Here is a 13,003-nt window from a genome sequence, read left to right as displayed (position 1 = left end):
CGCCGAATCCGGGGCCGCGGCATGGCCGTCGGGCCGCCCGTGAGTGCACATGCGGTGCCCGTTGGGGCAGGCGGTCAGCACACGACCTGAAGGTGGAACGGGGCGTCGGCGAGCGTGGGGACTCCCGTGCCGGGGTCGAGCTTGCGGGTGTGGATCTGCACGCTGGTCGGGCGTGATCCGCTCGCCGCGTAGACCACTCCGCCGAGGTCGGCCGGGCTGCCGTCGGCGTCGCCGAGCGAGGCCGCGTAGGAGCACTTCGACACGTCGCGGTTGAAGTTGACCTCCCACACACCTGGCTCACCTCGGCCTACCTCGTCGACCTCGGAGTCCCGCACCGTCCGGCCGTCGGCGTCGACGATGACGAAGAGCCCCGAGCACCGCGTCTGCAGGTGGAACGGCAGGTCGACGCCGGCGCCGTTGCCGCCGCGGGTGCCGACCAGGATGGCGGCCTCGTCCTGCTGCCCGGTGCCGACGTTGATGAGTCCGGCCGGCGGCTCCTGGGCGCCGGCCCCGCCGATCGTGGCGACGAACGAGCAGCGGCGGATGCTGCGGTCGAAGCGGAGCTCGTACTGCCCGTCGGCGGTGCGCCGGACCCGCGGGCCGTCGGTGCCGCGGACCACCCGGTCGCCGGCGACCACCGCGGTGTCGCCGACGGAACAGCGAATCTGCAGGTGGAACGGGTGGGCGGCGGCCGCGCCGTCGATGTTGCGGGTCTGCACAAGCACGCTGTTGCGATTGCTCCCGCTCGCGGTGAAGACCAGACCGCTTTCCGGTACGGGCTGACCACCGGACGCCGCCACAGTGCCCAGGAAGACGCAGTCGTCGACAGCCCGGTCGAAAGTGACCTCGAACCGCCCGGTGCCCAGCGGCGTGACGGTCGTGGCGCCTTTGGTGGACACCAGCGCGCCGGTGCCGTCGACGACAGCCCACGGTGTGTCGTTCTTCTTCGCCGGCGCCGAGGTGGCCGGCTGTGACTTCGGCTGCGCAGGCTCGGATCCACCGCCCGGCGGGACCTGAGGTGCACTGGCCTTGCCCGGGGTGGCGGGCACCGAAACGCCGGGTGGAGGCGCCGAGGCTTCTCCACCCGCGAGGTCGTCAGGGGCGAAGGGGTCGGTCGCCAGGATGAACGCTGCGGCGGCGATGCCCAGCGCCAGCAGCCCGGTGGCCACCTTGGGGATCCAGCCGGCGATCAGCGGCACGACCTCCCGGGTGCCGTCGAGCCGTACCGGGGTTACCGGCGGCCGTGGCGTTCCGATCACCTGGAACGGCAGGCCGGCCGGCCGGCCGAAGAAGCGCCACGGCGGCCGGACCGACATGTCGATGCTCTGCGAACCCGGAGGCACCGGCAGCTCACCGGCGGGCAGCGAGAACTTGATCCGCCCGGCCGGGTCCGTCGCCTTGAGCTGCACGGGCTCGACGACGTTGCCCTCGTTGGTGAGCTGGATCCGGTGGCTGGTCTGCCACCGGCCGGAGGTCGTCTGCGGGGTCAGCGTGGCCGTCAGGGCCCGGAACTCGGCGACGTCCAGCACGCCGGTCGCGTGCACCTGCAACCCGCGGTGCAGGATCGACGCGGCCCGGACGGTGAACGGGGCCCGGCCCGCTGCGGTGCTCGCCTGCCGCGGTGGCGACCAGCGGATCACGGCCTCGGCGCGGGCATCGGGGTAGACCGCGAGCACCGCCGGCTCGATCTCGGCCCAGCCGGCCGTCGGGCCGAGGACCGTGATGGCGAACTGCTCGACCTGACCGCCGCCGTTGTGCACCGACACTGTGGTGCTGGCCGTCTCGCCGGGCACGACGGCCAGGGTCGCGTCGGTCAGCGTCATGCTGGCGGCCACGTCGCTGTGGCCGTCGACGCTCGCTCCCCAGCGGGTGGCGTCACCCTGCCGGGGCAGCGGCCGGGCCGGTTCCGGGCGCGGTGGCCGGGCCGGCGGTCCGGCGTTCGGGTCGGTCCAGGCCAGGAAGGCCCCGCAGTCGCGGTTGGTGCAGAAGCGCGAGCCGTCCGGGTTCCGGTGCCCGCACTGAGCGCAGATGATTGCCATGGTCAACTCCCGCCACGCAGTTCACGGACCACGCTGTCCCGGGCGGGACCGGCCCGGCAGGGCGGACCATGCCCTCGGGCAGGCAGTCGACGGTGCCCCATCGGGCAACGGGCTACGGCGCCTGGTCCTCCTGCTCCTCCTCCGCACGCTGGACGAAGGTCTGCGCCGGCCCTTCCTCCTCTTCCGGCGGCGCCTCGTCGCGCTGGACGGTCGCCGTGCCGGCCGGGGTGTCCGAGATGCGCTGGGCCGTGGGCGCTGCGGGCTGGGCCATGGCCCGTTCCGCGTTGGCCACCGCCGCGCGTTCGAAGCGGTCGGACGGGTCGCTCACCCGTACGCCTGTGCCCGTGTCGGTGCCGTCCACCGGTCCGCTGCGCTGCTGCACCACGTGGGTCAGCTCGTGCGCGAGCATGAGGCGGCCGTCGGCCGACGAGGGGTCGTAGCGGTCGCGCTGGAACACCACACTCGAGCCGACCGTGTACGCCTGGGCGTTCATGGCCCGCGCCGAGTCGTGCGCCGCCTGGTCGGTGTGCACCCGCACGTCACCGAAGTCGGCGCCGAGCCGGCCCTCCATGTCGGCGCGGGTGTCGGCGTCCAGCGGGCTGCCCCCACCGGATCCGACGACCGCGCCGACGCCGGCGTTGCCCACGGTCCGTTGCAGATCCAGCAGCCCGCCGGTCCCCAGCGCCTCGGTACGGCCGGCCGCCGCGGCTCGGTAGGTCAGATCCTCGTGGCCCGGGCCCACCCGGTCGCCCCGGGGCCGCAGGCCGGCATCGGTGTCGCTCTCGTGGTCGTGCGCGCGCATGACCGCCCCCTTCCGGACAGCTCCAGGGTCGCGGTGCCGGCCCGGGCCGGGAAGCATCGCGGGCACCGCCGTGAGTGCAGAACTGCTGCCCTATCGGGCATGCGTGAGGTACGGCCCGAACTCCCGTTCCAGGCAGAGCCGGCCCAGTTTGCGGTACTCACTGGCCACGGCCGCGACGACGTCGGCCATGGTCACCGTCCGCTCGCCGTCGGCCGCCCGGTAGGCCGCGGTGACCGCCGCCGACCGGATGTGGCCGCCGGACAGCTCGAAGGCCGCCGCGAGGAAGCCGAGGTCGACGTCCCGGTCGCGTGGCAGGAGCCGGCCCAGACAGCGGTCCCAGAGTGTACGGCGCAGCGCCTCGTCCGGCGTGGGGAAGTCCACCACGGTGTCGAGCCGGCGGGTGAACGCCTCGTCCAGGTTGGCCCGCAGGTTGGTGGCGAGGATGGCCAGCCCGTCGAAGGTCTCCATCCGCTGCAACAGGTACGCGCTCTCGATGTTGGCGTACCGGTCGTGGGCGTCGCGCACCTCGGAGCGTTTGCCGAAGATGGCGTCCGCCTCGTCGAACAGCAGCACCCCGTTGACCCCGGCGGCCTCGGCGAAGATCCGTTCGAGGTTCTTCTCGGTCTCGCCGACGTACTTGTCCACCACGGTGGCCAGGTTGACCGTGTAGAGGTCGAGACCGAGCTCGGCCGCGATCACCTCGGCCGACATGGTCTTGCCGGTGCCGGAGTCCCCGGCGAACAGCCCGGTGATGCCGCGTCCCCGGCCGCCGCCCGGCCGCATCCGCCAGTCGTCGAGCACCAGGTGCCGGTGCCGGGCCCGCGCCGCGAACTCCCGCAGCTGCCCGAGTACGGCCGGCGGGAGTACCAGGTCGGGCCAGTCGACGCCGGGCTGGATCCGGCGGGCGAGTCGTTCCAGTCCGGCCGCGTTCTGGCTGCGCGCGCCGCGGCGCAGGTGGGCGGCGCTGATCGTGCCACCGTCGGAGAGCGCGTCCAGCGCCGCGGCGTCGGCGGCCCGGCGCACCTGCACGGGGTCCAGGACGAAGTGGGCGGTGACCGCAGCCGCGTCGGTGGTCACCGCGGGCCGGCCGGCAAGGGCGGCCTGCCACAGCGCAGCGCGTTGTCCGGCAGCCATCGGTACGGCGTCGAGCAGCAGGGCGGGCCGCCGGCTCCACGACGGGTCCCAGCCGGCCGCGCCGAACAGCACGACCGAGGGCACCTCGGCGAGCGCGTCCAGCCAGGCGCCCGGCCCGTCCGCGCCTACCGGGCCGAGCACCAGGCCGGCGCCGGTCAGCACCGCCTCGCGGACCAGCGCGCGGGCCAGCTCGGCCCGCTCGGTGGCGGCGGCGAAGCGGGTGGCGTCCACTCCCAGCGCGGGCCGGTCGAGCAGGGTCAGGCCGGCCAGCCCGGTGGCCAGCCCGCCGGCGCCGGGCTGCTCCCGCAGGTAGAGCAGCTCGGCTCCGGCGCCGAGCGCCCGGGCCAGGCGGTCGGCGCCGGGCGGGACCGGCATGCCGGTGAGGTCCGGCCGGGCGAGGATCTCCGCCAGCGCCGGGTCGGGCCGGTCGTCGCCGAGCAGATGGGCCACCACCCGATCCGGTACGCGCAACGTGCGGGACAGCAACGGCCGGTCCGGCCGCTCCACAGTGACCAGGCAGCACCGGACCAGCGGGGCCGCGGCGTCCAGCCGGGCCCGCCCGCCCGCGGAGGCCTCGGCGACACCGCACAGTCGTAGCGCCAGGCTCACGGTCGCGCGCCGCCGCGTCACGTCGTCGTTGAGGTAGCCGTAGAACTGCTCGAAGCGCCCGTCGACATCCGGCGCGAGGGCGACCAGCAGGAGTTCCTCGTCCAGTGGCGTGAGCCGGGCGGCCCGCGCCAGCGCTCCGAGCCGGGAGCCGCCGGTGGGCGCGGCAAACGGCGTACGCCGCTCGTCCAGCAGTGCCGCGATCGCCTCGTCGGAGAGGTAGAGCCCGCGGAACGGGTCGTCCGGGTTCGGATCGAGCGCCCGCCGGTCGGCGACCGCGGTCCGGATCCGCCCCTCCAGCGCGGCCAGCCCGTCCAGGACGGCCGCCAGCGGGCTCGTCACGTCCGGGGCTCCGCGACGCGGCGGATGCTCACCCGGGACGGCCCGGCCGGCGCCCCGGCGGCGTCCACGTGGTGCGCCACCGCCGCGTCGTCGCCGACGGTGATGCGCATGCCCTCGGTCGCGGGTGGCCCGGCCGGGAAGCGGCGGCCGGCGTCGACCGGTGCGCAGACCACGACGTCCAGCGACGGCTTCAGCTCCCCGCCGAGTGCGGTCCACACGTCGGCGAAGGCCCGGTCCTCCGGCGGTGGCAGCGCGATCGTCATCGGCACCGGCAGCCCGAGTGCGGCGAGCGACCCGGTCAGCAGGTCCGCCGGCATGGCCTCGTTGGCCAGGATGTTCAGCAACAGCTCCGACAGCAGCCGGTGCTCGTCCTCGGGCCGCTGGGTCCACGCGGTGATCAGGTAGGACAGCTTGATGTGCCGGGGCGGTACGTGCCGGGCCGCCACGGTGCCGTCACTGGCGTACTCGTTGAGCAGTCCGCGCTGCCGCCGGCGCAGATCCTCGCGGATGTCGTACAGGTAGAGGTTGACCGTCGGCGCGTTGCGCCGCGCCGCCCAGTCCTTGGTCGGCGCCTCGAAAGCGATCTCCACGTCGGTGCCGTGCAGCGCCTGTTCCTTGACCAGACGCCGCAGCGCCTCGTCGACCTCGTGAATCACCGCGGACGCCCGTCAGATCAGGCCGTTGCGCAACGCGTACGCCACGGCGTGCGACCGGTTGCGCAGCTGCAGCCGGCTGGTCACCTCGTGCAGCACGTTCTTGATCGTGCGCTCCGAGTAGGACAGCGAGACGGCGATCTCCGAGGTGTCCAGTCCGTCGGCGACCAGCTTGAGGACCTTGACCTCGCGGTCGGACAGGCCGGAGAAGGTCAGGCCGCGCGGGCCGAGCACCTGCTGCTGGAGCTGGCCGACCTGGGCGAGCAGCCGCCCGAGCAGGTCCGGCGGAACCGAGCCCTCACCGGCCGCCGCCGACCGGATCACTGTCACCAGGCGGTCGGCGGTCGCGTCGGCCCGGCGGACGAACCCGGCCACGCCGACCTCCATGAGCGCCACCAGGTCGCCGTCGTCGATCTGGCCGGCCACCACGATCAGCCGGTTGATGCCGGCGCACCGCATCGTGCGCAGGGCCCGCATCGACTCGTCGGCGATCTTGTCGGTGACCACCACGCCGACCTCGGCCCGGTCGCGTTCCCCGTCGTCGAGCACCAGCACCTCGGGCCGCGGCCGCAGCTGGCTGGCCAGCCCGGCCCGGCAGATCGGGTCGCCGGCATCCAGGTAGACCGGTATCCGTGTCATCTCCGCCTCCAAGGTCGACACCGCCGCGGGACAGCCGGACCAGGATGTCGGGCGCGACTCCGCGTGCAGTAAACGTGCACTCAACGTCAGTCAGAGCTGCCCGAAAGGCCGGAACGGCGGTGCCTGATCGGCCGACCCCGCGGGCCGTGAGCCCGGCCGCGGGTTTACAACCCGCCGCGCGGTGACCGACAGTTTCCCCGAAGGCATCACCGAGGGAGGCCGGCGTGACACAGAGCGCAGCGGTGGCGCGCTCGCTGGCCGACCTCGGCGAGGTGCGCCGGATGGCCGAGCAGGCGCACCGCAGCGATCTGGTGGCCCGGCTCGACCAGCTCAGCGCCCGGCTGACCGGCGCCGACGTGCCGATCGCGGTGGTCGGCGAGTTCAAGCAGGGCAAGAGCACCCTGATCAACGCGCTGCTGCGGACCGACGTGTGCCCGGTCGACGCCGACGTGGTCACCGCGGTGCCGACCATCGTCCGGTACGGGACGCCACCCTCGGCTGCGGCGTTCGTGGGCGCCGAGGGAGAGAGCCCGTCGCGGGTGGCGGTGCCCTTCGACCGGTTGCGGGAGGTCGTCGCCGGCGGCCACAACGGTCAGCCCGTCCGTACCGTGGAGGTCCGCCTCGACCGCCGGCTGCTGCGCGGCGGGATGACCTTCGTCGACACCCCCGGCGTCGGCGGCCTGGACTCGGCCCACGGCAATCTGACCCTCGGCGTGCTGCCGCTGGCCCGGGCGGCGCTGTTCGTCACCGACGCCGCGCAGGAGCTCACCGAGCCGGAGCTCGACTTCCTGCGGCGTACCGTGCAGGGCTGCCCCGCGGTCGTGTGCGTCATGACCAAGACCGACCTGCACCGGCAGTGGCGCCGGATCGCCGACCTCAACCGCGCCCACCTGGCTCGGGCCGGCCTTCCGCTGCGCCTCGTCGCCGTCTCGTCGTTCCTGCGGCTGCATGCCGGCCGCAGCGGCGACGACGCCCTGAACGACGAGTCCGGCTTCCCCGCCCTGCTGGAGATCCTCGCCCGGGAGGTCCTCGCCGGCGCCGAGACCGCCACCGTGGCCGCGACCCGGCGCGACGTCGCGTTCGTCCTCGGCCAGCTGCGCGACCAGGTCGCCGTCGAACGCACGGCCGTGCACCACCCGGAGGCGTCCGCGGAGATCGCCGACCGGCTGGCCGAGAAGGTCCGCCGCAGCGCGCGCCTGGCCGGCCCCGCGGCTTCCTGGCAGACCGCGCTCAACGACGGCATCCAGGACCTCGGCACTCAGGTCGACCAGGACCTGCGGGAACGGCTGCGGTCCATGCAGCGGCGCGGCGAGGCGCTGCTCGAGCTGGGCGACCCCAAGGACACCTGGCCCGACTTCGAGGCCTGGGCGGCCAAGGAGGCCACCGCGGTCGCCGTCGACAACCTGTACGCGCTGGTCGCCCGGGCCGACGAGCTCGCCCGTGACGTCGCCGAGCACTTCGACCACGAGTACGGCGCCCTCGACCTGGACCTGCCCGCCCTGGCCGGCGCCCTGTCCACGGTCGACGGCCCGCGGATGCGCGAGGACCGGACGGCCGGCCGGTGGCTGGGCATGTTCACCGCGGCCCGGCTCGCCGTCGGCGGGGTGGTCGTCGCGCACGCGGTCGGCACGCTGCTGGAGATGGCGTTCCTCGGCCCGGTCGGCGCGGTCGCCGGCCTCGTGGTCGGCCACCGGCTGTTCAAGATCGAGCGCGGTCGCCAGGTCGAGCAGCGCCAGCAGCTGGCCCGCCAGGAGCTGCGCCGCTACGTCGACGAGGTCGGCTTCGTGGTCGGCAACGACTCCCGCGACGCCGTCCGCCGGGCGCAGCGCTATCTGCGCGACGAGTTCGCGTCCCGGGCCCTGGCCGCGCAGCGGTCGTCGGCCCAGGCCCTGGCGGCGGTCCGGGAGGCCGGGGAGCTGCCCGCGGCGGAACGCGCCGGCCGGGCCCGGGAGCTGGACGGTCAGGCCCGCGCCCTCGACCGGGTGGGCGAGGGCCTGGCCCGCAGCGGCGGCCGGCCATGACGCGGCAGCTGCTGGAACGGGTCCGGGAGCTGCTCCTGTTGGCCGGCCGGGACATCGACGAGCCGGCGGCCCGCGCGGTGGTCGGCGCGGCGCTGCGCCGGCTGGACGAGCCGCTGCGGGTGGCCATCGCCGGCAAGGTCAAGGCGGGCAAGTCGACGCTGCTCAACGCGATGGTGGGGGAGGAGCTGGCGCCCACCGACGCCGGGGAGTGCACCAAGATCGTCACCTGGTACCGGGACGGGCCGGCGTACCGGGTGGTCGTGCACCTCACCGGCGGGCCGGCGGAGCAGCGGCCGTTCCGGCGGCAGTCCGGGGCGATCCGGGTGGACCTGGGGCATCCGGCCGAACGGGTGGACCGGCTGGACGTCGAGGTGCCCAGCCGGCGGCTGCGTGAACACACGCTGATCGACACCCCTGGCCTGGCGTCCATCTCGGCCGAGGTGTCGGTCCGGACGCTGGCCCACCTCGGCGCCGACGACGAGCACCGGGCCCAGGCCGACGCGGTCGTCTACCTGCTGCGCCACATGCACAGCACCGACATCCGCTTCCTGGAGGCGTTCCGCGGCGACGACCTCGCCCGGGGCTCACCGATCAACGCGGTCGGGGTGCTGTCCCGGGCCGATGAGGTCGGCGGCTGCCGGCTGGACGCGATGACCACGGCCGCTACCGTCGCGGCCCGCTACCAGGCGGACGAACGGCTGCGCCGGCTCTGCCCGATCGTCGTACCGGTGGCCGGCCTGCTCGGCGCGGCCGGCGCCACCCTGCGCGAGGAGGATTTCCGGACGCTGCAGCTGCTCGCCGGCGTACCCGGCCCGGACCTGGTCGCGATGCTGCTGACCGCCGACCGGTTCGTCGCGCCCCGGGCGGACGTTACGGCCACCGGGCCGGCCCGCGAGCAGGTCCTGGACCGGCTGGGCCTGTTCGGCGTACGGCTCGGCGTCCAGCTGATCCGCGAGGGTGCGGTGAGCAGCGCCGACGGGCTGGCCCGCGAGCTCACCGTGCGCAGCGGCCTGGACCGGTTGCAGGCCATCCTGGCCGCGCAGTTCCTCGGGCGGCGCGAGGTGCTCAAGGCCCGCTCCGCGCTGACCACCCTGGACGACCTGCTGCGCGGGCATCGCTACGACGCGGCCGGTGACCTGGCCGCCCGAGCCGAGGAGATCCGGGCCGGCGCCCACGAGTTCGTGGAGATCCGGCTGCTGCACCTGCTGAGCTCCGGCCGGCTGCCGGGGACCCCGGACCGGCTGGACGAGATGCGAAGGTTGCTGGGCGGCGGCGGGGCGGAGCCGGCGATTAGGCTCGGCCAACCGCCGGACGCGCCGGCCGACCTGCTGCTGGCTGAGGCCGGTGCGGCTCTGCGGCGCTGGCGGCGGATCGCCGAGCATCCGCTGTCCGTGCACGAGATGCGGGCCGCGGCCCGGGCCACCGTCCGGACCTGCGAAGGAATTCTGACCGGCCTGCGAGCACCCCGGCCGGGCCAGGTGTAGTGCCCATGACCGTTGTTGAGTACGGCGTGGCGGCTTGGAATGTGAGAAGACCTCCGGCGAGGTGGGAGTTGCGACGCTTCCACCGAGACCGGAGGTCTTCATGGCCCACCGTAACGCCCGGCTGACCCTGCATGGCAGACGCCTGCTCATTGGGTGGCGCACTGAGGGCGACGCCGGTCTGATCGATCGGCCCAGCACCGCGCATCGGCTACCGGGTAAAACACCGCCGGATGTTGAGGCGTGGATCTGCGCCCTGCGTACCGCGCTCAAACAAGGCCCACGACGGCTGGCCGCGCTGCTGGACGTGCCCGCCTCGACCATCCACGCCGTGCTGACCCGCCACCGGCTGCACCGGCCGGCCTGGCTGGACCGGCCCACCGGCCAGCTGATCCGCCGTTACGAACGCGACCGGCCCGGCGAACTCCTGCACGTCGACGTCAACAAGATCGGCCGGATCCGAGACGGCGGCGGCTGGCGCGCACACGGCCAAGACCGCGCCGACGCGCTCCCCGGCTGGCTCCACACCTACAACTACCATCGAGCCCACACCGCGCTCGGAGGCCAGCCACCCATCACCCGCGTCAACAACGGTCCTGACACCTACAGCTAGGGGGCCGGGCCGGGCCGGGGCGCGGGTCAGCCGCCGTCGCCGGGGTCGTCGGGTGCTGTGGGCGGTGTCGTGGGTTCCGCTGGGGGCCGCGTCGTGGGTGGCCTGGTGGTGGGTGGAGGGGTCGTCCTCGGCGGCCGGCTCGTCCGCGTCGGCTTCTTCGTCGGGGTGGGGGTCCGGCGCCCCGGCTCGGTCCGGGCCGGCGTGGGGACCCGCTGCGGCGTACGGGTCGGCGTCGGCACTGTCGCCACCGGCCGCGACGGCGCCACCGACGGCACGGCGGCTCCGGGCGGCGCGACCCGGAACGCGTACAGGAGCTTGCCGGCCGTGCCGAGGTAGAGCACCCCGTCGGCCAGCAGCGGCGGTGCGGGCTCACCCTTCAGGTCGTACGTCCACAGCCGACGCCCGGTCGCCGCGTCCAGCGCGTAGAGCCGTCCCGTGGACGCCGCGACGTAACTCACCCCGGCCGCCACCACCGGGGAGCCGAACTCCTCACCGGCCGCCCCGGGGAACCGCCAGCGCTCGTCCCCGGTCGCCGCGTCGATCGCGTAGACGATCCCGTCCTGGCCGCCGACGTGGACCAGGGCACCGGCGGCGGTGGGCGTCGACACCACCGGCGCGCCGGTCGCGAAGATCCAGTCGGTCTCACCGGTACGCGCGTCGACGGCGTGCACCCGCTTGTCGTCACTGCCCACGAAGACCCGGCCGCCGGCCAGGACGGGCGCGGACGACGGTTTCAGCTCGGCGCTCCACCGCAGGTCACCGCTGTCGTCGCCGAACGCGTACAGGGATCCGTCGCCGCTGCTCGCCACGACCAGCCCGGCGGCGACGGCGGGCGGCCGGGAGACCGCGTTGCCGGTCTGGAACCGCCACTGCGGGATGCGGTCGGCGGCCCGGATCTTGCGGACCGAGCCACCCGACGTGCCGAAGTAGACGGCGTCCCCGGCGGCGCTGGGCGGGCCCGGGTCGCGGGTGCCGGTGCTGATCCGGGCCCGCTGTTCACCGTCGGCGGCGTTCACGGCGTAGAGGTGCTGGTCGTCGCCGGGCACGTACAGGGTGTCGCCGGCCAGCTGCGGTGCCGCGACAATTGCGGCCGGCGCGGTGAACGGCCGCGCCCAGGCCGGTCGGCCGTCGGCGCGCCGGAGCGCCTGGATCGTCCGGCCGGTGGTGACGAACACCCGCTGGGTGTCGGCCGTGGCGGCCGTGCCGACCGGGCCCGGCAGCGTCGCCGCGAAGAGCTGGACCGGGCCGGCCGGCGCCGACGGGGGCGGACCCGGCGGCGGGGTGACGTCGGCATCGGCCTCGGGCCACCACAGCAGGGCCGCGACGACCGCGGCGGCTGTCACGCCACCGGCGCCCGCCGCGAGCCCGCCGCGCCGGGTCGTGAGGGTGGCCCCGGTCCGGCCGGCGGCCTTGCGCAGCGAGTCCCGCCACCGTCCGCGGCGCTTGACCGGGGCGGCGACCACCACCGGAATAGACGCGGTCCCCACCGCGGGCGCCGGGGCGGGCGCGGGTGCTGCGGCCGGCACGGGAGCCGGGCCGGTGGTCAGTGCGGCCCCGAGCGCCACGCTGTGCTCCGGATGCGCGTCCAGCACCAGCGGTCGGTCGAACGCCGCGGCCAGCAGCTGTCCCACCAGCGGAGTGCGGGTGGCGCCGCCGGCCATCAGGATGCACCGCAGATCCTGCGGCGCGACACCGGCCGAACGCAACGCCCGGCGCATCGCCGCCACCGTCTGCTCCAGCGGCGGGCCGATCCGGGCCTCGAACTCCGAGCGGTTCAGCCGGACCCGCTGGTGCAGCCCCGGCAGCGCCACCTGCACGCTGGTCTCGGTGTCCGCGGACAGGTTCTCCTTGGCCCGTACGCAGTCGCGGCGCAGCCGGGCCAGCCCCACCACCACGTCGTCATCAAGATCGAGCTCTGCGAACGGACCGCCGAGGATGGTCGTCACGTGATCGAGCACGGCCTCGTCGAAGTCGCCGCCGCCCAGGTGCTCGATGCCCTCCGGCTCGCCCAGCAGCTCGAAGCCGGCGGCACCGCGGCGCAGCACCGCGGCGTCGAACGTGCCGCCGCCCAGGTCGTAGACGGCCAGCGTCTCGCCCGTCCCGAGCTGCTCGGCCGCCGCGTACTGCCGGGCCGCCGCCTCCGGCTCGGTGCGGAACGCCACGTCGTCCAGCTCGGCGAGGTGCGCGGCCTGGCTCAGGAAGTCCCGCTTGAACCGCGTCCAGTTGGCCGGGTGGGCGACGGTGATGCTGCTCGGCCGCTGTTGCCGCTGCTGGGTCACGGTGTCGACGACGTGCCGGAGCAGCCGGGCGGTCAGCATGTGGGCCGAGTACGGCGACCCGGCCACCATGATCGGCACCGGGTCGCCCATCCGGCGCTTGAACTCGCGCACCAGCCGGTCCGGTTCGGCGTCCCCGCGCCAGTCGGCGGCGTCGCCGATCAGCAGCTCGCCGTCGGCCTTGACGAACACCACCGACGGGATCTCCGGCCGCCGGGTGCCCAGCTGGACGATCTCCAGACGTTCCCCCACCCGCACCGCGGCAGCGGTGCAGGTGGTTCCGAGGTCGACACCCAGGCCGTACTCCACGAGGTCCTCCCGAAGCGTGCTCTTGACGGTAGGGCGGTCGACGAGCGGCCGAAGACGACCGGACGTGCGGCCTTACGGGCAGTCCGCT

Annotated in this window: 9 protein-coding genes; 3 read left to right on the top strand and 6 right to left on the bottom strand. The window is 74.7% G+C overall.

Annotated elements, in window-relative coordinates; genetic code table 11:
* Positions 1-74: 74 nt before the first annotated feature.
* From AB0C12_RS05895 to AB0C12_RS05875, 5 genes are all read right to left on the bottom strand, one after another.
* Positions 75-2,039 (bottom strand): hypothetical protein, encoded by a 1,965-nt coding sequence (locus tag AB0C12_RS05895; RefSeq protein WP_360544597.1) that lies wholly within the window; start codon positions 2,037-2,039, stop codon positions 75-77.
* A 112-nt stretch (positions 2,040-2,151) separates the two neighbouring features.
* Complete coding sequence (locus AB0C12_RS05890) at positions 2,152-2,841, bottom strand: DUF4157 domain-containing protein (protein ID WP_360544595.1); 690 nt, start codon at positions 2,839-2,841, stop codon at positions 2,152-2,154.
* Positions 2,842-2,931: 90 nt separating this feature from the next.
* Entirely contained in the window at positions 2,932-4,923 is a 1,992-nt protein-coding gene (locus AB0C12_RS05885; RefSeq protein WP_360544593.1) for an ATP-binding protein, read from the bottom strand.
* Positions 4,920-5,579 carry a DUF4255 domain-containing protein gene (locus AB0C12_RS05880; protein WP_360544591.1) on the bottom strand — a complete coding sequence of 220 codons (660 nt, stop codon included), beginning with the start codon at positions 5,577-5,579 and terminating at the stop codon, positions 4,920-4,922. The genes AB0C12_RS05885 and AB0C12_RS05880 overlap by 4 nt, the downstream gene beginning before the upstream one ends.
* Positions 5,580-5,591: 12 nt before the next feature.
* Entirely contained in the window at positions 5,592-6,215 is a 624-nt protein-coding gene (locus tag AB0C12_RS05875) for a response regulator transcription factor (RefSeq protein WP_360544589.1), read from the bottom strand.
* 224 nt (positions 6,216-6,439) lie between these two features.
* Here AB0C12_RS05875 and AB0C12_RS05870 point away from each other — a divergent pair, with 224 nt between their 5' ends.
* The 3 genes from AB0C12_RS05870 to AB0C12_RS05860 all read left to right on the top strand — a co-directional run bounded on the left by AB0C12_RS05870 (position 6,440) and on the right by AB0C12_RS05860 (position 10,330).
* Positions 6,440-8,236, top strand: a complete 1,797-nt coding sequence (locus tag AB0C12_RS05870) for a dynamin family protein (protein WP_360544587.1) — start codon at positions 6,440-6,442, stop codon at positions 8,234-8,236.
* Positions 8,233-9,720: a dynamin family protein gene (locus AB0C12_RS05865; protein WP_360544585.1), complete on the top strand. Its 1,488-nt coding sequence runs from the start codon at positions 8,233-8,235 to the stop codon at positions 9,718-9,720. The genes AB0C12_RS05870 and AB0C12_RS05865 overlap by 4 nt, the downstream gene beginning before the upstream one ends.
* Positions 9,721-9,820: 100 nt before the next feature.
* Positions 9,821-10,330, top strand: coding sequence for a hypothetical protein (locus AB0C12_RS05860; RefSeq protein WP_360544583.1), 510 nt, complete (start codon positions 9,821-9,823; stop codon positions 10,328-10,330).
* Between the two features lie 26 nt (positions 10,331-10,356).
* Here the strand turns inward: AB0C12_RS05860 and AB0C12_RS05855 are convergent, their stop codons facing one another.
* A complete protein-coding gene (locus AB0C12_RS05855; protein ID WP_360544581.1) occupies positions 10,357-12,915 on the bottom strand; it encodes a hsp70 family protein in 2,559 nt (852 codons plus the stop codon).
* Positions 12,916-13,003 lie beyond the last annotated feature (88 nt).

The sequence above is a fragment of the Actinoplanes sp. NPDC048967 genome (assembly GCF_040649415.1).
GTDB lineage: Bacteria > Actinomycetota > Actinomycetes > Mycobacteriales > Micromonosporaceae > Actinoplanes.
Note: the sequence above shows the minus strand (reverse complement) of the source record. Positions and strands in the feature narration are given on the sequence as shown.